General features: G+C 54.6%; 18 protein-coding genes. 11 read left to right on the top strand and 7 right to left on the bottom strand.

Features of this window, described 5'->3' with window-relative positions:
- From ACI43T_RS00845 to ACI43T_RS00825, 5 genes are all read left to right on the top strand, one after another.
- Positions 1-2283: a tail fiber domain-containing protein gene (locus ACI43T_RS00845; RefSeq protein WP_405385271.1), complete on the top strand. Its 2283-nt coding sequence runs from the start codon at positions 1-3 to the stop codon at positions 2281-2283.
- On the top strand, positions 2280-2903 hold the full coding sequence (locus tag ACI43T_RS00840; RefSeq protein ID WP_405385270.1) for a hypothetical protein: 624 nt from the start codon (positions 2280-2282) through the stop codon (positions 2901-2903). Before ACI43T_RS00845 ends, ACI43T_RS00840 begins: the two co-directional genes overlap by 4 nt.
- Entirely contained in the window at positions 2904-3392 is a 489-nt protein-coding gene (locus tag ACI43T_RS00835) for a hypothetical protein (protein ID WP_405385269.1), read from the top strand. It begins immediately after the preceding gene.
- Positions 3393-3541: 149 nt separating this feature from the next.
- On the top strand, positions 3542-3655 hold the full coding sequence (locus ACI43T_RS00830) for a zinc finger domain-containing protein (RefSeq protein ID WP_405385268.1): 114 nt from the start codon (positions 3542-3544) through the stop codon (positions 3653-3655).
- Between the two features lie 83 nt (positions 3656-3738).
- Positions 3739-4578, top strand: a complete 840-nt coding sequence (locus ACI43T_RS00825; RefSeq protein ID WP_009173248.1) for a DNA adenine methylase — start codon at positions 3739-3741, stop codon at positions 4576-4578.
- A 51-nt stretch (positions 4579-4629) separates the two neighbouring features.
- Here ACI43T_RS00825 and ACI43T_RS00820 read toward each other — a convergent pair whose 3' ends face one another.
- The 3 genes from ACI43T_RS00820 to uvrD all read right to left on the bottom strand — a co-directional run bounded on the left by ACI43T_RS00820 (position 4630) and on the right by uvrD (position 7435).
- Positions 4630-4806 (bottom strand): hypothetical protein, encoded by a 177-nt coding sequence (locus tag ACI43T_RS00820; protein ID WP_405385267.1) that lies wholly within the window; start codon positions 4804-4806, stop codon positions 4630-4632.
- A 174-nt stretch (positions 4807-4980) separates the two neighbouring features.
- A complete protein-coding gene (locus ACI43T_RS00815; RefSeq protein ID WP_405385266.1) occupies positions 4981-5130 on the bottom strand; it encodes a hypothetical protein in 150 nt (49 codons plus the stop codon).
- Between the two features lie 97 nt (positions 5131-5227).
- Positions 5228-7435, bottom strand: a complete 2208-nt coding sequence (uvrD, locus tag ACI43T_RS00810) for a DNA helicase II (protein WP_405385265.1) — start codon at positions 7433-7435, stop codon at positions 5228-5230.
- Between the two features lie 373 nt (positions 7436-7808).
- Here uvrD and katA point away from each other — a divergent pair, with 373 nt between their 5' ends.
- Both katA and ACI43T_RS00800 read left to right on the top strand, forming a co-directional pair.
- Positions 7809-9320, top strand: a complete 1512-nt coding sequence (katA, locus tag ACI43T_RS00805; protein WP_405385264.1) for a catalase KatA — start codon at positions 7809-7811, stop codon at positions 9318-9320.
- Between the two features lie 452 nt (positions 9321-9772).
- Positions 9773-10018 carry a Blp family class II bacteriocin gene (locus tag ACI43T_RS00800; RefSeq protein WP_009174284.1) on the top strand — a complete coding sequence of 82 codons (246 nt, stop codon included), beginning with the start codon at positions 9773-9775 and terminating at the stop codon, positions 10016-10018.
- Positions 10019-10488: 470 nt separating this feature from the next.
- On the opposite strand, the gene glnE is transcribed toward ACI43T_RS00800, so the two are convergent.
- Both glnE and ACI43T_RS00790 read right to left on the bottom strand, forming a co-directional pair.
- Entirely contained in the window at positions 10489-13173 is a 2685-nt protein-coding gene (gene glnE / locus ACI43T_RS00795; protein WP_405385263.1) for a bifunctional [glutamate--ammonia ligase]-adenylyl-L-tyrosine phosphorylase/[glutamate--ammonia-ligase] adenylyltransferase, read from the bottom strand.
- A 101-nt stretch (positions 13174-13274) separates the two neighbouring features.
- Positions 13275-13652, bottom strand: a complete 378-nt coding sequence (locus tag ACI43T_RS00790) for a carboxymuconolactone decarboxylase family protein (RefSeq protein ID WP_297953689.1) — start codon at positions 13650-13652, stop codon at positions 13275-13277.
- Positions 13653-13739: 87 nt separating this feature from the next.
- On the opposite strand from ACI43T_RS00790, the gene ACI43T_RS00785 reads away from it, so the two are divergent.
- Positions 13740-14099, top strand: coding sequence for a MerR family transcriptional regulator (locus ACI43T_RS00785; RefSeq protein WP_405385262.1), 360 nt, complete (start codon positions 13740-13742; stop codon positions 14097-14099).
- An 81-nt stretch (positions 14100-14180) separates the two neighbouring features.
- A complete protein-coding gene (thiE, locus tag ACI43T_RS00780) occupies positions 14181-14795 on the top strand; it encodes a thiamine phosphate synthase (RefSeq protein ID WP_405385261.1) in 615 nt (204 codons plus the stop codon).
- 70 nt (positions 14796-14865) lie between these two features.
- Here the strand turns inward: thiE and ACI43T_RS00775 are convergent, their stop codons facing one another.
- Complete coding sequence (locus ACI43T_RS00775; protein WP_314107755.1) at positions 14866-15615, bottom strand: HesA/MoeB/ThiF family protein; 750 nt, start codon at positions 15613-15615, stop codon at positions 14866-14868.
- A 138-nt stretch (positions 15616-15753) separates the two neighbouring features.
- Entirely contained in the window at positions 15754-16254 is a 501-nt protein-coding gene (gene moaC / locus ACI43T_RS00770; protein WP_009174278.1) for a cyclic pyranopterin monophosphate synthase MoaC, read from the bottom strand.
- A gap of 338 nt (positions 16255-16592) precedes the next feature.
- Here moaC and ppc point away from each other — a divergent pair, with 338 nt between their 5' ends.
- Positions 16593-19295 carry a phosphoenolpyruvate carboxylase gene (gene ppc, locus ACI43T_RS00765; protein WP_405385260.1) on the top strand — a complete coding sequence of 901 codons (2703 nt, stop codon included), beginning with the start codon at positions 16593-16595 and terminating at the stop codon, positions 19293-19295.
- 455 nt (positions 19296-19750) lie between these two features.
- On the top strand, positions 19751-21337 hold the full coding sequence (locus tag ACI43T_RS00760) for an L-lactate permease (protein WP_405385383.1): 1587 nt from the start codon (positions 19751-19753) through the stop codon (positions 21335-21337).
- Positions 21338-21511: the final 174 nt, after the last annotated feature.

Below are 21511 nucleotides of genomic sequence, written 5' to 3'. Positions count from 1 at the left end.
ATGGACTTAATCCAAACCCCGAATAAGCAATTTGTCGACGGCGACCGCCGCACGCCCGGGACTCCCGTACCCGCATGGTGGCTGAACCAGTTACAAGGCGAGTTGTACAGCATTTTAAACGCGGTTGGCATTGAGCCTAACAAAGCCGACCATGCCCAAGTCTTATCGGCCATTAAAACGCTGGCCGCCGATGCTTCGCAGGTTGCCAGTATTGATGCTCTGCGTAAATACAGCGGCACAGGCTATGTGAACGTCAACGCCTATCACGCCAATACAACAGTGGGCGGCGGCGTATTTGTGGCGGATAAAGCCGATAAATCTACCGCTGATAACGGCTGTACCGTTATTGTTTCTACCGACGGCACGCGCTGGAAGCGTGTGTTTTCAGGGGTGCTTAACCTGCATGATTTTGGCTATGTGGCCAGCAAAAACAATGCACTCGCAACTTTAAATGCCGCTGAAACCGCCGCGCTTGGCATTGTTGTCGACTGCTTAGGTTTATCTATTGATACGGGTAGCAACTACCCGCAAAAAAACAAATACACAAACGGCAAGTTTGTGATTAACGGCAAAACTGTCGATGTTCAATATCAAGCCATCCGCAACGGAATCGGTCGGTTTATTGCAGGCAGCGGCGCAGCGGCAAGCCTCAAGTCGGGAGAGTGGACCGGCGCTGGCGTAGTGGTCATCGGCGAGGGCGCGATGGGGAAAACTGAAAAATGCGTTTCGGCAATCGCCATCGGTGACCGCGCTCAGGGCTTTTCCCGTATCAGCCGAGACAATATCGCTATCGGCGCGGACAGTTTGATTAACGTGCAAGCAGACACCGAATGGTATGAACAATCCCGCATGTCTGGCACACGAAACATCGGTATCGGCGGCAATGCAGGACGCGGCATTACCAGCGGTTACGCTAATGTGTCAATCGGGCGCAATGCCGGGCAGGGATTAGGTACAGGCTATTCAAATGTTGCCTTAGGTTCGGCCGCGTTGGCAGGTACTGCGCCGATTGGCTTAACGGGCGACATCGAAGTTTTTTGGTCGTCGCCAACTTCTCGAACTGTTGCCATTGGCGAGTCGGCGCTACAGATGTACCAAGGCCGAGATGCACAAACCGCGGTCGGCGGTGGTGCGGCAAAAAATGCCAAAACTGCGGAAAAAGTAACCGTACTCGGCGCGGCGGCCTTAGAAAACCTAGAGCGCACCCGTGCGCCGAATGGCGGTGATGTACTCTGGAACGGAACGGAAAGCGGCAGTTATATTCAGAACGGCCATGATATTACGTTGAGCTTTGGCAATATTCGAGGCGCTCAAGTCGGTTACTGGGTAGGCATCCGTCTGACTTCAGGCGATGCTGCAACTGTGCAAGGTGATGTTGTACCGGTAGAAGTAACAGCAGCGGCAGGCAACAGCCTCACCATCCGCAGCCCGAAAGAGCTTAACGCATCGGGTAACGCAGAACTTAAATATGTTTATTCGACATCATCGTCGGCCGCGAAAAACGAAGAATTGACAGTAATCGGTACCAATGCACTTAAGAATGCGGTAAGCGGCGCATATACGACGGTAATTGGCGCTGATGCGATGTTATCCAGCGATAACCCGCAAAAGACAGTTGCCATTGGTGCATCGGCACTGCGGAATGGTACCCACCTGTCTAGCGTGGCCGTCGGCTACTGGTGCGGTCCTACAATCAGTAGTGAACAAAGCGTATTTATTGGCGATTCCGCGGGTTATCGGAATGTACAAGGTACTGTATTAAGCGGAAAAATCACAAACTCAATCGCAATCGGCTACGGTGCGCGCCTAAATGGCGACAATGAAATCCAAATCGGCTCCACGGGGCAAACCTTATACGCGCCGACAGCCGTGAACATCCGCTCAGACGGCCGCGACAAGGCTGACGTCAAGCCGCTGAAAAACGGCCTGCAATTTGTCATGAAATTAAAGCCGGTCACGGGCTATTACGACCGACGCGATGCTTATGTTGACGAATTATTTGCCGATTTGCCAGAGGAAGAACGCGCAGTCAAAGTCCGCGAATGGTGGAAGAACCCAACAAAAGACGGCCGCCATAAAGAAGACCGCTTGCAGCATTGGTTTATCGCCCAGGACATTGCCGCGCTGGAAGATGAATATGGCCGCCTGCCGATGGTAAATGAAAAGAACGATACATACACCATCGAATACGAAACGTTCATCCCAGTTTTGACTAAAGCGATTCAAGAAATGGCCGCAAGAATTGAAACATTAGAAACCGAAATCAAGGAATTGAAAAAATGACAAGATGTGTAATTGATTCAGACGGCCTGTTCGTAGAAGAGCAATATTTTGACGACGGCCGACAAAGTATCGAGGCCGAATTGCCCGAATATTCAGACGGAAAAGCCGCCCGATGGAATGGTTCGAAATGGGAAATTATCCCCGATTACCGCGGGCAGATTGTTTATAGCAACGGCCGCGAAATATTCTGGGACAAGGCGGGCGAATTGCCGGAAGGAGTGAGCCTTACCGGCGCGGAAAGCGTTGATTTGTCTGTACTCAAATCCGCCAAAATCAGCCGCTTAAACTCTGTGGCACAAGCCTTTATCAATACTGCCGCCGAAATCGACAAGGTGCCTGATTTCGAGGTACAGACATGGGCACTCCAAGCGGCAGAGGTGCGGGCGTGGGCGACGGATAAGACCGCGTCTACTCCCATATTAGACCAAATCGCCGCTAGTCGTGGCATTGATGCAGATAAGCTCAAAGAGGCCGCACTGCGAAAAACGCTCGCTTATGAAAAGCTGACCGCACATGTGGCAGGTCAACGACAAGCGCTGCAAAGCAAAATCGAAGCAGCGAAAACTCAGGCCGCGCTTGATAAGATTGCAGTCGTATTCACACTGCCGGAGGCCGTCTGAATGGTTCAAGTCTATTTGGCACTCTATAAAGGCAAAGCCGCAATCAACACCCCGCGCGATGTGGTTAAACGCATTGCCGACAGCGTTGTACGATTGGCAACATGCAGCCCGTACAGCCATTGTGAAATCGCTGTTAAGCACCCACGCGACGGCCTGTTTGATTGTTATTCGTCTAGCGCGAGAGACGGCGGGGTGCGCATTAAAACCATGCCGCTGTCTGCTGATAAATGGGACTTAATCCCGCTGCCGCAATCTGTTGCCATATCGGCCAGCCGCTTGTTCCACCGTACACACGGGGCAGGTTACGACTGGCTAGGTGCGATTGGCGTGGTACTCAAATCACCACACAGCAAAAGCCGCTGGTTTTGCAGCGAATGGTGCGCATATGTAATAGGCTACACTAACCCGTGCCGATACAGCCCGCAAGCCCTATATGCCGCGGTATCAACTAAAGATAGGCCGTCTGAGAAAATGGAGGAAACAAAGTAATTTAGAAAGTTTTAAATAAAGAGGAGCGGCGACGTGTCTGTGTTGCGAGCACCGGCACGCCAGCCAAGCAGATGTACCCTGCATTGACTTCAAGGCCGCTTTGCCTAGCTAAGCGGCGGTAATTCTAACCTAAACGGAGTTAATGCGACATGGTTTATTATCGTGAATTACGTTGTGTCTACTGCAAAAAACTGTTGGCCAAAGGCAGCGGTAACGTACAAATCAAGTGTAACCGTTGTAAAACGGTTAATACTTTCAACTAGACAACCATTACTAAGAATGCCGTTGAGCATCATTTTAAAACTGATTTCAGAACACCAGCGAGAGTGTCGGAGAGTAAGTAAAAATGATGCAAAAATACCACTCAACGGCCCCGCTGCCATTCGTCGGACAGAAGCGATATTTCATTAAACACTTCACTAAAGTATTGTCGCAAATTCCAGCTGACGGCAAACATTGGACAATTGTAGACGTATTCGGCGGCAGCGGCCTGTTGGCACACGTTGCAAAACGTATCAAACCGCAGGCGCGGGTAATTTACAACGACTATGACAACTACTCAGACCGCCTGCGGCACATCCCAGATTACAACCGTTTGCGTGAACAAATCGCGCAGATAGTTGGCGGCATCCCCAAAGGCTCAAGGCTAGACCCTGAACGCACCCGATCAGTGCAACAAACAATCACTAATTTCCAAGGCCACATTGATGTGCGCGTACTTTCATCATGGCTTTTATTTAGTGCCAAACAGGCAAATTCGCTTGAACAATTGCTGGGGTTTGAGTTCTACAATAAGGTACGCCAATCCCCGTACTCCATCGCTGCCGACTATTTAGACGGCCTCGAAATCACCCGGCAAGACTATAATCTTTTGATGGCTGAGCATCAGCATAACCCCAATACTCTGCTGGTATTAGACCCGCCTTATGTGTCCACTGCTCAGGGTGCGTATGCCGCTGATAAATACTTTAATATGGTTAGCTTCCTGCGTATGATTCAGTATATGCGCCCACCGTTTATCCTATTTAGCTCCACCCGTAGCGAGGCGCTGGACTACTTCCAATTTTTGCAAGAGTGCGAACCGGACAAATACCGGCGCTTCAGCGGCTACAATATCGTTTCACTAGATGCCAAGATGGGCAAAGGCATCGAGTATCAGGACAATATGATTTATAAAATAGATTAACCCGCCTAAACGGCGGGCGGTATCAAAGTTCTACCTTATAGCGCGGCCTAACTAGGTGTCAAAGATTTTCCGAAAAGGTGCTAAAGTTCGCGCCGCCTTATACGCTTCTGCATAATCTGAATCTAAACCGCTTAAATCATATCCCGTAAAAACAGCTTGTTTACCTTCTTTACCACCACTTGAAAGCCATAACTGATGGTCTTTCAGCATGGATACTGCGGTGTCCATGTCTATCTTCTTGTATGTTTGTTCCATTGTTTTTCTCTAAATTAACCATAATCGTTGGATTGACTTGAGCAGGTAATTCACTAGCCTAAGCCGTAGGTCGGGCATGAATGTCCGACCCACCTGCGTTTTTCCGTTCGTCATTCCCGCGCAGGCGGGAATCCAGACCTTGGTATTTCAGAAATATTTCAAGGCTGCTGCGACCTCAAACTTCTGGATTCCCACCTGCGCGGGAATGACGGCGGAGGTTTCGGCAAAAATTGCTCCTCTCGTTTTCAGACGGCCTTTTGCCCTGTCGGTGTACATCGTAGCGTGGGCTTTGCCCACGATAATGTTGGGTAAAAGAGGCCGTCTGAAATTTTGGGTTTGATTCGCGGGCAAAGCCCACGCTACGGGTTTCAGACGACCTCTGCCATCTCCCTTTTCACATCTCTTCCAATTTCGCAAACTTGGTATCCAGCTCTTTCACGCCCTGTTTGCCGAAGTTGATGGTCAGTCGGGCGGATTCGCCTTTGTCCACGGCGTCGATAATCACGCCGGTACCGAATTTGGCGTGGCGGACGTTTTGTCCGATGCGGAAGCCTGCGTAGGTTTGCGGCTGTTTGAAGTCATCGAGGATTTTGTCTCGTTGTACGGCGGTTTGGCGCGTGTTACCGTAGCTGTCGTAGGCGGTTTTTTTGACGGACAGGTAGTGCAGCACTTCGGGCGGGATTTCTTCGACGAAGCGGGAGACGATGCCGAATTGGGTTTGCCCGTGCAGCATTCTTTGCTGCGCCATGGTGATGTAGAGGCGTTTGCGGGCGCGGGTGATGGCGACGTACATGAGGCGGCGTTCTTCTTCGAGGCCGCCGCGTTCGGCAAGGCTCATCTCGCTGGGGAACCTGCCTTCTTCCATGCCGGTGAGAAAGACGGCGTTGAATTCCAAGCCTTTGGCGGCGTGGACGGTCATGAGTTGGACAGCTTTTTCGCCCGTGCCTGCTTGGTTTTCGCCGGATTCGAGGGCGGCGTTGCTTAGGAAGGCGAGGATGGGGAGGGCAGGGTCGTCTGAAATGTTTTCAGGCAGGATTTCGAAGTTGCTGTCTTCGGGTTTGAACTCGATGGCGGCGTTGACGAGTTCGTCGAGGTTGTCGAGGCGGTCTTGGTTGTCGCCTTTTGGGGTTCGGTAGTGTTCGGTCAGGCCGCTGTCTTTGAGGATGCCGACGATGATTTCGGGCAGTGGCAGTTGTCCGACTTGGTTGCGCAGGGCTTCAATCAGGCGGACGAAGGCGGCGACTTTGGCGGCTTTTGCGCCGGCGTTGCAGACTGCCTGCCAGAGGGTGATGCCTTGTTCGCTGGAGGCCGTCTGAAGGTTTTCAATAGTGCGCGCGCCGATGCCGCGCGGCGGGAAGTTGATGACGCGCAAGAGGGCGTTGTCGTCGTCGGGATTGACGGCGAGGCGCAGGTAGGCGAGTGCGTGTTTGATTTCTTGGCGTTCGTAAAAGCGCAGGCCGCCGTAGATTTTGTAGGGGATGCCGCTGCGGAACAGGCTTTGTTCGATGACGCGGGATTGGGCGTTGCTGCGGTAGAGGACGGCGATTTCGTCCAAATCCCAGCCTTCGCGTTCGAGGGCTTTGGTTTCGTCAACGATGAATTGGGCTTCTTCGAGGTCGGTAAAGGCGGAGTAGTAGCGGATTTTGTCGCCTGCTTCGGCATCGGTGCGCAGGTTTTTGCCGAGGCGTTCGTCGTTGTTTTCAATCACGGCATTGGCGGCGGCAAGGATGTTGCCGACGGAGCGGTAGTTTTGTTCGAGTTTGACGGGCGCGTCGATGTGGAACTCTTCCATCAGCGCGGTCATGTTGCCGACGTGCGCGCCGCGGAACCGGTAGATGCTTTGGTCGTCGTCGCCGACGGCAAATACCGCCGCGTTGCCGCCCGCCATAAGTTTGAGCCAGGCGTATTGCAGTTTGTTGGTGTCTTGGAACTCATCGACCAGAATGTGGTTGAAGCGGTTTTGGTAGTGCTGGCGCAGGATTTCGTTGCTTTGCAGCATCTCGTAGCTGCGGAGCATGAGTTCGGCGAAATCGACCACGCCTTCGCGTTGGCAGATTTTGTCGTATTCGGCGTAGCACTCAATCATGCGGCTTGTATGCGGGTCGGGCGCGCTCAACACGGAAGCGCGCAAACCGGATTCTTTTTGCGCGTTGATAAAGCCTTGCAGCGAACGAGGGGCGATGATTTCTTCGGCGATGTTGAGGCTTTTGAGCAGGCGTTTGATGAGGGAAAGCTGGTCGCCGCTGTCGAGGATTTGAAAGGAAGACGGCAGGCCGGCGTCGCGGTGGTGCAGCCGTAGAAAGCGGTGGCACAAGCCGTGGAACGTGCCGAGCCACATGGCGCGGACGTTGATGGGAATCATCGCGCCGAGACGGGTTTGCATTTCTTTGGCGGCTTTGTTGGTAAACGTTACCGCCATGATGCTGTGTACGCTTGCCTGACCGGTTTGCAAAAGCCACGCGATGCGCGTGGTCAGCACGCGCGTTTTGCCGCTGCCCGCGCCCGCCAAAACGAGGGCGGATTGCGGCGGCCAGGTTACGGCGGAGAGTTGTTCGGGGTTCAAGCCTTGCAGCAGATTGGGGGCGGATTGGTCGGGAAACATAGGGAGAGGCCGTCTGAAAAATGGGTTATGAAACAAATAGGGAATGATACAAGGCAATGCGGCGTTGCAGGATTTTTATTTACGGCCGAAACCGCGCAGGCTGCCGTTTCAGACGGCCTGCCGGCAATTATTTCAATGGATTGGTGCGGTTTTTAAGTCATGGGGTTGTAGATTGATATGTATTGTAAATCGATTCCAGTGTTGTAATAGTTAAAATATTCCTGTATAGTTCGATGCATAGTTTAAACAAAAAGAGAATTAAATATCTATTTAAAAAATCTATTTTAACTGAGAAGCAAGTTACGAATGCGCTTTCTGCCAAATTGCGCTGTAAGCTGCTTTACCCGCCAACGAAGCAAAAGGAACACAAACCATGACCCAAAAATGCCCTGTAACCCATCTCACCATGAACAACGGCGCCCCAGTTGCCGACAATCAAAACAGCCTGACCGCAGGCGCGCGCGGCCCGTTGCTGGCGCAGGATTTGTGGCTGAATGAAAAACTTGCCGACTTCGTGCGCGAAGTCATCCCCGAACGCCGTATGCACGCCAAAGGTTCGGGCGCGTTCGGTACGTTTACTGTGACGCACGACATCACGAAATACACCCGCGCCAAAATCTTCAGCGAAGTCGGCAAGCAAACCGAGATGTTCGCCCGTTTCACCACCGTGGCAGGCGAGCGCGGCGCAGCCGATGCGGAACGCGACATCCGCGGCTTTGCGTTGAAGTTCTATACCGAAGAAGGCAACTGGGATATGGTCGGCAACAACACGCCTGTGTTCTTCCTGCGTGACCCGCGCAAATTCCCCGACTTGAACAAGGCGGTTAAACGCGACCCGCGCACCAATATGCGCTCCGCCACGAACAACTGGGACTTCTGGACGCTGCTGCCCGAAGCCCTGCACCAAGTCACCATCGTCATGAGCGACCGCGGTATCCCCGCCAGCTACCGCCATATGCACGGCTTCGGTTCGCATACTTACAGCTTCTGGAACGAAGCGGGCGAGCGTTTTTGGGTGAAATTCCATTTCCGCAGCCAGCAAGGCATTAAAAACCTGACCAACGAAGAAGCCGCAAAAATCATCGCCGACGACCGCGAAAGCCACCAGCGCGACCTGTACGAAGCCATCGAACGCGGCGAGTTTCCGAAATGGACGATGTACATCCAAGTCATGCCTGAAGCCGATGCGGAAAAAGTACCGTATCATCCCTTCGACCTGACCAAAGTTTGGCCGAAAAAAGACTATCCGTTGATCGAAGTGGGCGAATTCGAGTTGAACCGCAATCCCGAAAACTTCTTCGCCGATGTGGAACAATCCGCCTTTGCACCGAGCAACCTTGTTCCCGGTATCGGCGCCAGCCCCGACAAAATGCTGCAAGCCCGTTTGTTCAATTACGCCGACGCGCAACGCTACCGCCTGGGGGTAAACTTCCGCCAAATTCCCGTCAACCGCCCGCGTTGCCCCGTCCACAGCAACCAGCGCGATGGACAAGGCCGCGCCGACGGCAACTACGGCAGCCTGCCGCACTACGAACCCAACAGCTTCGGCCAATGGCAGCAACAGCCCGACTTCGCCGAACCGCCTTTGAAAATCAAAGGCGACGCGGCGCACTGGGACTACCGCCAAGACGATGACGACTACTTCAGCCAACCGCGCGCCTTGTTTAACCTGATGAACGACGCGCAGAAACAGGCTTTGTTCGACAACACCGCCGCTGCAATGGGCGACGCGCCCGACTTCATCAAATACCGCCACATCCGCAACTGCCACCGTTGCGACCCCGCCTACGGCGAAGGCGTGGCGAAAGCCTTAGGGTTGACCGTTGAAGACGCACAAGCCGCCCGCGCGACCGACCCCGCATTGGGTCAGGCTGGTTTGCTGTAAAATCAAGGCTGCAAATCGCATTTGAGCAATAGCGGATTAACTTAACTTCCGATACGACCGTTTATTAAGCCCGGTTATTCCCGTGCAGACGGGAATAACGGTATCCGGCAAGTGCCGTATCGGAGTCGGTTAATTGGCAATCAAACCTAAAAAGGCCGTCTGAAAATGGGAATACGGTATTTTAATGGAAATATGAGGCCGTCTGAAAACAAAGGTCGGTCGGGCTGTTATGCCCGTTGTGGTGCTGCTGTATTTTTAAATTTATCAGTTTTATTTTGTATGTGAGCATCACATATATTTTTGTATGTATATGAAGTTAAAATAAATATAAATGTATTTTCTGAATTTAACCTGAAAGAAGCGAACAAAATAAAAAAAATAAAAATCGGATTATGGTCGGTTGGTACGCCAGTACGATGTATTTGATTAATTCACTTCGATAGGAGAATATTATGCAAGCATTTTACGCAGACAAAACTGAAATCCGTACTCTTTCTATGGATGAATTGAGTTTGGTTGCCGGTGGGTTTAATTGGGATAAAGTTCAATGGGGTAAGGCTGTTGCGGTTGGCGCAGTAACTGGATTGAGTGCCGGAGTAGCCGGTCTGACAGGCGGGCCGGGAGTTGCAGCCGCAGCTGCAGCCGGTGGATTTGTCGGAGGCTTCGGTTCCACTGTGGTTTCAGATGGTTGGGAATAATCCCCGAAACAGAATCTTGTAGCAAGGTGGTCGGACTCGTGCTTTTCGGCACAAGTCCGACATAGTCATTCAAGATTTAATTAGTTGAAATTTTACGGTTTCATGCTTGATAAAATTAAGGATGCCGATGTGATGAAATTCAATCTTTTTATACTTGTAACGGCAGTTTTCGTTTTTGTATTTACGCTTATCGCAACCTATTTTCTGATATTTCATGATTTCATGCAGTCTTTGAAGGTAACGTCGCTGGCCGTTTTAATATTCGTGCCCCTGAATATCGTTTTGCAAAAAGTTTTCAATAAAAATAAATTTAAATGATTTGTCCGAACCTGCTGCGCATGGGCGGAGGTGGGGATGACGACAGTGGGTAAGTACCGCATCAAACAATTAGGTGTTTTAGCTATATAAACCCTAAAAAAGGCCGTCTGAAAACGGAAATCTGTTTTCAGACGGCCTTTGAGTTTCTTTCTTTACCCGAACTTCACTTCCCTGCCGAACACTTCCCGCCACAATTTCCTGACATTGCCGTAATGTGCCAGCAATTCGTCGGTTACTTCGGTTTTTTCCGCATCGCGCAGTTTGGTGTTGTGTTGCTGCTGGCGGTAGAAGCGGTAGGCGGTGCGGCTTTGTTCGGCGAGGGTTTTGTCGATGAGGCCGCAGTCGGCGGCGATGTTCAAGAGGGCGATGTTGCCGTAGTTGTCGAGGAGTTGCGGATATCGGCGGGCATGGGCAAGGATGAGGTATTGGACGATAAATTCGACGTCGACCACGCCGCCGCGCGCGTATTTGACGTTGCTGTCAACCGGCGGATGGGTGGGGAACATTTTTTCGCGCATTTCGATGATTTCGCCTGCCAAGGCGGTTTGGTCGCGTTCGGCGGTGAGGATTTCGGTGCGGATGCGGTCGAAGGCCGTCTGAATTTCGGGTGTGCCGCAGATGAAGCGGGCGCGGGTGAGGGACTGGTGTTCCCATGTCCATGCGTTTTCGCGCTGGTATTTTTCGAAGGCGGCGATGCTGTGGGCGAGGAAGCCGGCGTCGCCGTTGGGGCGCAGGCGCAGGTCGGTTTCGTAGAGGCTGCCTGCGCCGGTGGCGGCGGAAAGCCAGTTGGTCAGGCGGCGGGCGAGGCGGCTGTACACGTCGCCTGCGTCAGGATGGGGATCGTCGTAGAGGTAGACGAGGTCGAGGTCGGAGGCGTAGCCAAGTTCTTTGCCGCCGAGTTTGCCGTAGCCGACGATGGCGAATTGCGGGGTATCGCGGTGTTTTTTGGGCATGTCCGCCCACGCGCACGGCAGGGCGGCGGCAAGGATGGTGTCGGCGAGGGCGGAGAGTTGGTCGGAGAGGGATTCTACGGTCCACAGTCCGGCGAGGTCTTGGACGGCGAGGCGGAAGACTTGGGCGTGCTGGAAGCGGCGCAGGGTGTCCATTTGCGCTTCGGTGTCGCCGCCGCAGGCTTTGAGGTCGTCTGAAAGGGCGGCGGCGAGGGCTTGCCAGTCGAACGCGGTATCTAAAAGCTGCGCGCTGATGAGTTCGTCCAGCAGAATCGGATATTTGCTCAGATACGCCGCCACCCATGAGCTTTGGCTCATAATCTGCGCCAGTTGCGCCAAGGTCTGCGGATGCTCGTTGAGAAAGGCGAGATAGGCGGAGCGGCGGCTGATGTTTTCGAGGAAGTCAAACAGCCGCATCAGCGTATCGGTCGGGTTGTTTTGCTCTGCCGCCGCCTGTACCAACAACGGCACAATGGCGTCGAAACGCGGCTGGGCGTGTGCGGAGAGATGGCGGTATTTATGGCCGTTGCGGATTTGGTCGAGCCTTGTGGCGACGGTTTCGGCATCGAACCCGTGTTCTTTCAGACGGCCTTGCCGCTCTTCTTCGTCGGGCTTTTCCTGCCATACCCACTGCCATTCGCTGTTGCTTTGCGTTTGTTCTTCGGGTTCGCTCAAAATTTCGTTGAACAACTGATTCACCTTGGCGCGATGGGCGTTGAGGCCGTCTGAAAAGGCGGCGTAGCTGTCGAAACCCATGCTTTCGGCAAGCAGTTGCTGCTGTTCGGGCGAGGCGGGCAGGGTTTGGGTTTGCTGGTCGTCCCAGTATTGCAGGCGGTGTTCGACGTCGCGCAGGAAGCGGTAGGCGGCGAGCAGGGTTTCGACGTTTTCAGACGGCATGATGCCCAGCTCGGCAAGTTTCTTCAGCGTTTCCTGCGTGCCTTTCAGTTGCAGCGCGCGCATTTGACCGCCACGTATCATCTGGAAAATCTGGGCGATAAATTCGACTTCGCGGATGCCGCCCGCGCCGAGTTTGATGTTGTCCGCCATGCCTTTTTTGCTGACTTCGCTGCGGATTTGGCGGTGTAGGTTCCGCATCGCTTCATACGCGCTGTAATCCAGATATTTTCGGAACACGAAGGGGCGCACCAGAGATTTGATGTCGTTCGGATACGGCGTAACCACGCGGCCTTTGCACCATGCGTAGCGTTCCCATTCGCGTCCCTGCGTAATCAAATATTGCTCCAGCGCAGTTTCGCTCAATACCAGCGCGCCCGAATCGCCGTCCGGCCGCAGCCGCATATCGACGCGGAACACCTGCCCGTCGGCGGTAATGTCGTTCAGCAGCGCAATCAGTTTCTGCCCGACTTTGGTGAAAAACTCCTGATTGCCGCGTTCCCGCCTGCCGTCGGTGTCGCCCGATTCGGGATAGATGAAAATCAAATCAATGTCGGAAGACACGTTCAACTCATAGCCGCCCGCCTTGCCCATCGCCACCACGCTCAAATGCTGCGGTGATTTGGTATAACGCCCGATCGGCGTGCCGTACATGTCCCGATAATAGGCGTAGGCGAAATCCAGCGCGGTATTGACGGCAAAATCGGCAAACAGCGTAATCGTGCGGGTTACTTCGTTCAAATCGCTGATGCGGTTTATATCGCGCACGATAATCTGCGACACGACATAACGGCGCAACTCGCGCAACTGCCGCGCCAATTCTTCCTCGTTTTCTTCCGCGCGGATTTTGTCCCAGTCGGCAAAGGCTTGGAAATCCGCTTCGGTTAAAACCTTGTCCAACATGGGCAGGAAGATTTCGGGCTTGAGTTTGCCGTTGTCGAGCTGGCGGGCGAGGAACAGGGAATGGCGGCGGGCAGTGTCGAGGCGGTTCATGGCGGTCGGGGCGAAGGATATTGATGGGGAATCATAACAATGTTTGAGGCCGTCTGAAAGGACGGATTGTTTTCAGACGGCCTGCCTTCACCCCCGCGCCGTCAGCCTTCCGCAAACACTTCTTTGGCGGCGAACACCGCGTTCAGCACTTTCGGGAAACCCAGATACGGCACGCAGTGGATAAAGGTTTCCACGATTTCCTCACGGCTCAGGCCGACATTGAGCGCGGCATGGATATGGACGGCAAGCTGTTTCTCGCAGCCGCCCTGCGCCGCCAGGGCCGCCAGCGTAACCAGTTCGCGCCGTTGATTGTCCAGATGGGGCCGGTTGTAGATTTCGCCGAAGCCGAAACCGATGATGTACCGCCCCAAATCGGGCGCAATGTCCGCCAGCGCCTGCATCACCTTCGCACCCTGTTCGCCGTCGATGTCGTTCAGCGTCTGCATACCGCGTTGCAGCAGTTTTTCGTCGTTTAACATGATAAGTCCTTTGAAATCAGGTTGTTTTGCCAAATGGCGCATACAGGTTAAACTATGGAGCAAACTCCAATGCAAGGGGCCGGGTTTATGTATATCAAAGAATTTTCCGCGCAGACGGGGCTGTCGGCCGACACGCTGCGCTACTACGAAAAAGAAGGGCTGCTGCTGCCGGAACGCGACGGCAACGGCTACCGCGTTTACGGCACGCGCGACGCCGAATGGACGGGCTTCATCCTGCGCCTGAAAGAAATGGGCGTGCCGCTTGCCAGAATCAAAGAATACGCCCGCCTGCGGCACTTGGGCGAGAGCACCATCCCCGAACGCTTCGCCATTTTGCAGGCGCACAAGGAAACATTGGCGGCGCAGCAGCGGCAACTGGCGGAACATCAGGAATTTCTAGAACGCAAACTGGACGTATACCGGAAAGCGATGGCGGAACGCGGTTGACGGGAAGGTAGCGAAAAAGGCTACCGTTCCGTATCGGGGCGTTTTAAAATTCCGGCAGGTAAATCATTAAGGAGCCACATCATGCGTTTTCCCCCCTTGAAATCCCCGCTGAAATTTTACGCCGTCGTCCCCACCGCCGAGTGGGTGGAACGTATGGTCAGGGCGGGGGCGGACACGGTTCAACTGCGCTGCAAAACCCTGTACGGCGATGAATTGAAACGGGAAATCGAGCGTTGCGTCGCCGCCTGCCGCGGCAGCCGCACGCAGCTTTTTATCAACGACCATTGGCGCGAAGCGGTGGCGGCGGGCGCATACGGCGTGCATCTGGGGCAGGAGGACATGGATACCGCCGATTTCGCCGCCATCGCAGCGGCGGGTTTGCGGCTGGGGTTGAGTACCCATTCCCTTGAAGAGATGGACCGGGCGTTGGCCTTGCATCCCAGCTATGTGGCCAGCGGCGCGGTGTTCCCGACCGCCACCAAAGACATGCCCACCGCGCCGCAGGGCTTGGAGCGGCTGCGCGGGCAGGTCGTGCGGGCCGGCGGTACGCCTGTGGTCGCCATCGGCGGGATTACGCTGGACAATGCCGCCGACGTGCTGGCGACGGGAGTTGCTTCGCTGGCGGTGGTGAGTGCCGTTACCAAGGCCGGAAATCCCGAAGCGGCGGTGAAGGCGTTTCAGGCTTTGTGGAAGTAACCGTTTTATATAAAGAGGCCGTCTGAAAACAGCTTTCCGTTTTCAGACGGCCTCCAGTATGGTTTGCCGTTCAGCGTCTGCCGCCGCAGACGCGGCATTCGGGGCGGCGTTCCAGCCGGAAGGTGTGCCATTCCCCCGCCAGCGCGTCGTAAGTCATCAGCTTGCCGTGTGCCGGCGTGCCGATGCCTGCCAAGACTTTCAGTGCCTCGGCGGCTTGGGTGGCGCCGATGATGCCGACCAGCGGGGAGAATACGCCGAACAGGGCGCAGGCGCCGTCGTCGGCGGTGTCGCCGTCGAACAGGCAGGCATAGCAGGGGGAGTCGGGCAGGTCGGGACGGTACACGGCGATTTGGCCGTCGAAGCGCACGGCGGCGCCGGAAACCAGCGGCGTGCGGGTGGCGACGGCGGCGCGGTTGACGGCCTGGCGGGTGGGGAAGTTGTCGCAGCAGTCGAGGACGATGTCGGCGGCGCGCATGAGTTCGGTCAGGCGCGCTTCGGTGAGTTTTTCGGGCAGCGCGGTGATACCGGCCTGGCTGTTGATGTTTTTCAGACGGCCTTCCATGACCAGGGCTTTGGATCGGCCGATGTCGGCTTCGGTGAAGGTAATCTGGCGCTGGAGGTTGGTGTCGTCTATGGTGTCGGGGTCGGCGATGGTCAGCCGGCCGATGCCCGATGCGGCGAGATAGGGCAGGGCGGCCGCACCCAAACCGCCGCAGCCGACGACGAGCGCGTGGGCGCCAAGCAGTTTTTCCTGGCCTTCGATGCCGATTTCGTCAAGCAGGATGTGGCGGCTGTATCGGAGCAGTTGGTGGTCGTTCATGGTGATGGATGAGGCCGTCTGAAAACACTATTGCGGTTTTCAGACGGCCTGAAAAGGGGTTGGTCGGCGGTATGTCTTATCCGGCAAAACAGCCTGCACGATTATAAACCCGTGCAGGCTGTTTGTATTGTGCGGAAATCAGAAGTCGATGTTTTCGTAGTCGTCGGTAAAAATGAAATTGCCGCTTTTGCCGCCGGTTTTCTCTTCCAGATGCACTTGGCTGATAATCATGGTTTTGTCGACCGCCTTCATCATGTCGTAAATGGTGAGCAGCGCGATGTTGACGCCCATCAGCGCTTCCATTTCCACGCCGGTCTGGCCTTCGGTGGACGCGGTTACGGTGGCTTTGACGCGGGCGAGGTCTTTGTCGATGTCGAAGTCGACGCGGATATGGTTCAGTGCGATCGGATGGCAGAGGGGAATCAGAAAGCCGGTCTGCTTGGCGGCCTGGATGGCGGCGATGCGGGCCGTACCCAGTACGTCGCCTTTTTCAGCGGTGTTGTCGGCAAGGATGCCGATGGCCTTGAGGCTCATGTTGATGACGCCGCTGGCGATGGCGGTGCGCTCGGTGGAGGCTTTGCCGGAAATATCGACCATGTGGGCATCGCCGTTTTCGTTCAAGTGGGTTAAATCAAACATTTTCGGTTCCTGCGAATGTGAGGTTTATTTATGAGTAAAATCGGGACTATTTTAAGTCATTTTTCGGTTTTACGCTTACCGCTCTGCATGATGAGGGGCGGCGTTGTTGTTTTTATGATAATCGGCTGGAATTTTATGCCGGACGGTTTGGTGTGAAAGAAGGTAAATATGGGAATACGGTTAAAAAATGTATTTTTCTTGGTTTTCTTTTGAATGACTGATTGATTTGTAAGATTTATATCAAATTACGTTGCATTACATTGTTTACGCTTATGGCAGATTCGGTGTGCCTGCTATACAATGGTTTCATTCAAATGTAAAGGAAAGCGAGAAAAGTCATGCAGCTCCATATCCTCAATAATCCGAAAGACGCGCCGTTGGCGGCGGATGCGGAGTTTCTGAAGCAGTCGCTGTTCAACCTGCTGCACGAGGAAGCCTCGCCGCAGGTGGTGGAAACGGTCAAACTGCTGGCCTCTTCCGACGACAGCAGCGCGGTTATCGAAAAGGTGCTGCCGGAACTGGACGAGCAGCAGACCCACGATTTGACGCTGGCCTGCGGGTTGTTTGCGCAGATTCTGAACATCGCCGAAGACGTGCACCACGAACGTCGCCGCCAGATTCACGAAGACGCGGGGCACAATGCCGCCGAAGGCAGCCTGTCGGAAACCGTGCGCAAGCTGAAGGCCAATCAAATCGTAGGCAGCGCCGTGCAGAAGCAGCTCGACGGAACGAGCATCACCGCCGTGCTGACCGCGCATCCGACCGAAGTGCAGCGGCAGACGGTGTTGGGCTTCAACCGCCGCATCCATTCGCTGCTATCAATGCGGGAACGCTGCACCAACGCGGAAGCGCTGACGGATTTGCGCCGTGAAATCGACACCGTGTTGCTCAGCCTGTGGCAGACCAGCGAAACGCGCCACCACAAAATCAGCGTCAACGATGAAATCAACAACGGCGTATCCATCTTTCCGATGAGTTTCTTCGAGGCGCTGCCCAAACTCTACCGCAGCATGGAACGCGAGTTTCAGACGGCCTATCCCGACGTCGTCATCCCCGACATCCTGAAAATCGGCGGCTGGATAGGCGGCGACCGCGACGGCAATCCGTTTGTCTCCGCCGAAACCCTGCGTTTCGCTTTCCGCCGCCATGCCGACGCCGTGTTCCGTTTTTACCGCGGCGAACTCGACAAACTCTACCGCGAGCTGCCGCTTTCCGTCCGCCGCGTCAAAGTCAACGACGACGTGATGGCGTTGTCCGACGAATCGCCCGACGAAGAAATCGCCCGCACCGAAGAGCCGTACCGCCGCGCCATCGCCTACATCATGGCGCGCGTGATGGGCAAAGCCCGCTCGCTCGGCTTGGGTATGGGCTGCAAATTCGGCTTCATGCTGCCCTACGCCTCCGCGCAAGAGTTTTCAGACGACCTCCTCAAGCTGCAACGCTCCCTGTGCGACAACGGCAGCGCGCTGTTGGCGCAGGGGCGGCTGGCCAACATCATCCGCACCGCGTCGGTATGCGGCTTCCACATGATGCCGCTCGACTTGCGCCAGCACGCGGAAAAACACGCCGATGTCGTCGCCGAACTCTTCAAACACGCCGGTTTGGAAGACTACGCCAGCCTTTCCGAAACGGAAAAACAGAAAGTCCTGCTGCGCGAGCTGAAACACCAGCGGCCGCTGTCCAGCCCGTTCATCACTTACAGCGAACACACCCGCCGCGAAATGGCGATTTTCAACGAAGCGCGCAAAATCAAAGACGAATTCGGTGAAAACGCCGTTACCCAAAGCATCATCTCCAACTGCGAACAGCCCAGCGACCTGCTCGCCCTCGCGCTGCTGCTCAAAGAAAGCGGCTTGTTGACAGTTGAAAACGGCAAACCGCAAAGCCGCATCAACATCGTCCCCCTCTTCGAAACCATCGAAGCCCTCGAAAACGCCTGCCCCGTCATGGAAACCATGTTCAGCAACGAATGGTACCGCGCCCTGCTGCAAAGCCGCGACAACATTCAGGAAATCATGCTCGGCTATTCCGATTCCAATAAAGACGGCGGCTACGTAACCAGCTCTTGGTGCCTCTATCAAGCGGAATTGGGTTTGGTCGAACTCTTCAAAAAATACGATGTCCGTATGCGCCTCTTCCACGGCCGCGGCGGCAGCGTCGGACGCGGCGGCGGCCCGTCTTACCAAGCCATTCTCGCCCAACCGGCGGGCAGCGTGGCCGGACAAATCCGCATCACCGAACAAGGCGAAGTCATCACCGCCAAATACGCCGACCCCGGCAACGCGCAACGCAATCTGGAAACACTGGTCGCCGCTACGCTCGAAGCCAGCCTGCTGCCCGACCGCAAAGACCCCGACGGCAGGCTGATGCAGGAATTGTCCGACAGTTCGTTCAAGTTTTACCGCGCGCTGATTACGCACGAAGACTTTATCGACTATTTCCTGCAAACCAGTCCGATACGCGAAATCGCCTCGCTTAATCTCGGCAGCCGTCCCGCCAGCCGCAAAACCTTGGCGCGGATTCAGGACTTGCGCGCGATTCCGTGGGTGTTCTCATGGATGCAAAACCGCCTGATGCTGCCCGCTTGGTACGGCTTCGGCAGCGCGGTGGAAGAATTGTGCCGCCGCAATCCCGACGATATGTCGCTGTTGCAGCAGCACGCGCAAGACAACCCGTTCTTCCGCGCCATGCTGTCGAACATGGAGCAGGTGATGGCGAAAACCGACATCATGTTGGCGGAAAGTTACGCCGGATTGAGCGAGTCGCCGGAAAAAGCCGAAATCATCTTCGGCATGATTAAAGAAGAATACCTGCGCAGCCGCAAAGCCCTGCTGGACATCCTGAAAACCGCCGGGCTTTTAAGCGGCAACCGCAGCCTTGCCCGTTCGCTGGCATTGCGCATCCCGTATCTGAACGCGCTCAACGGCTTACAGGTCGCCATGCTCAAACGCCTGCGCAAAGACCCGAACAATCCGCACCTGCTGCTGATGGTGCATCTGACCATCAACGGTGTGGCGCAGGGGCTGCGCAATACGGGCTGATGCCGCGGAAAGCATCGGTTTGAATCGAGGCCGTCTGAAAACGGGGATTCCGTTTTCAGACGGCCTTCGGTTTTTGGCGGAATGGCGGCGCAAACGGCCCATACCGCTTCTCTTTCGTATCAAATGGTTTGACCATTGCGCCGGCCGATATTCTTCCACGCGTACCTTTTTTGCTTGCTTGGAAACAGGCCGTCTGAAAACCGCTGTCCGTTCGAATGGTTTTAATCCGTTGAAAATAAAAAAATATCGTAAGAATGACAATATCGTTTTGCAAACGGGATTTATTGTCGTTCAGAATCTTCTTGACGGACAACACGATATTACATAAAGTAAGCAAGTTTTTCGAAAATTGGTAAAACCAATTTTCGAAAAACGACTCGACGGATATTTTTCAGACGGCCTGTCCGTTACGGGCCGGACAAGATTAATTTTGTAATACAAGGATGCGCAGTATGATGCCTCTTTTTCTCAGTATCTTTCCCATCATTCTCCTGATTTGGCTGATGGTGAAGAAAAACAGTATGCCCTCGTATATCGCGCTGCCGATTACCGCCGCGCTGATTTACGCCATCAAGCTGTTTTATTTCGACGACGACGCCATGCTGCTCAACGCTACCGCGGCATCGGGCCTGGTTTCGACCCTGACGCCGATTACCGTGATTTTCGGCGCGATTATGTTCAACCGCATGATGGAAACCACCGGCTGTATCGACGTTATCCGCAAATGGCTGGCAACCATCAGCCCGAACCCCGTGGCGCAGTTGATGATTATCGGCTGGGCGTTTGCCTTTATGATTGAAGGCGCGTCCGGTTTCGGCACGCCGGCCGCGATTGCCGCCCCGATTCTGATGAGTCTGGGTTTCAATCCGTTGAAAGTGGCGATTTTCACCCTGGTGATGAACTCCGTGCCGGTATCGTTCGGCGCGGTGGGTACGCCGACCTGGTTCGGTTTCGCACCGTTGAACCTGAGTGCCGAAGACATCATGGCCATCGGCAGACAAACCGGCATCATGCACTTTGCCGCAGGTTTCATCATCCCCGTCATCGGCCTGAGCTTTATCGTGCCGTGGGCGGAAATCCGCAAAAACCTCGGTTTCGTCGGCATCAGCGTGTTTTCCTGTACCATTCCTTATGTTGCGCTGGCGATGGTCAACGAGGAATTTCCGTCGCTGGTGGCGGGCGCCGTCGGCCTGCTGGTGTCCGTGTTCGCCGCCAACCACGGCTGGGGCCTGAGCAAAGACCATGCGAAAGACCCGAACGCCGAAAAAGTGCCTTTCGCCCAAGTCGCCAAAGCACTCGCGCCGCTGGGTATGCTTATCGGTATGCTGGTGGTTACGCGCATCAAACAGCTCGGCATCAAAGGCCTGCTGACCAGCAAAACCGAATGGTTCAGCTTCCAACTGCCGTTTGATTTGAGCAAAATCTCCGTCAGCGATTCTCTGACCATTACCTTCAGCAACATCTTCGGACAGGGCGTGAGCGAGTCGTATCAGACGCTGTATGTGCCGGCGTGGATTCCGTTTGTGTTTACCGTATGGATCTGCATCGCGCTTTACAAAACCAAGTTTAAAGACGCCTGGGAGTTTTACGCGGCGACTTTCCATCAGACCAAAAAACCGCTGCTGGCCCTGATGGGTGCGCTGATTATGGTGAAACTGATGATGGTCGGCGGCGACAATTCGATGGTGAAAATCATCGGTAAAGAATTTGCCGCCATGGCGGGCGAACACTGGATTTACTTCTCGCCGTATCTGGGTGCCATCGGCGCGTTCTTCTCCGGTTCGAACACCGTGTCCAACCTGACTTTCGGCCCGATTCAACAGCAAATCGCGCTGGACACCGGCCTGTCCGTCACCCTGATTCTGGCCTTGCAGTCGGTCGGCGGCGCGATGGGCAACATGGTCTGCATCAACAATATCATCGCCGTATGTACCGTGCTTGACGTGCACAATGCCGAAGGCGCGATTATCAAGAAAACCGTGATTCCGATGACGATTTACGGCGTGATTGCCGTGGCGGTGGCGCTGGTATTGTTCCTGTAATCCGCCGTTTTATAGACCGAAGGCCGTCTGAAAACCGATTTTCAGACGGCCTTTTTACTTTTTTATGCGTAAGACTGTAAGATTCGGTATCCGCCGCCGTCTAATCCGTACTATCGAAACGCAACCATGAGGAGCAAAAAATGAAAATGGGAAAAACATCCGTTTGGAAAATCG

This window comes from Neisseria oralis (assembly GCF_045062685.1).
Lineage (GTDB): Bacteria > Pseudomonadota > Gammaproteobacteria > Burkholderiales > Neisseriaceae > Neisseria > Neisseria oralis.
This window is presented reverse-complemented; position numbering and strand designations above follow the sequence as displayed.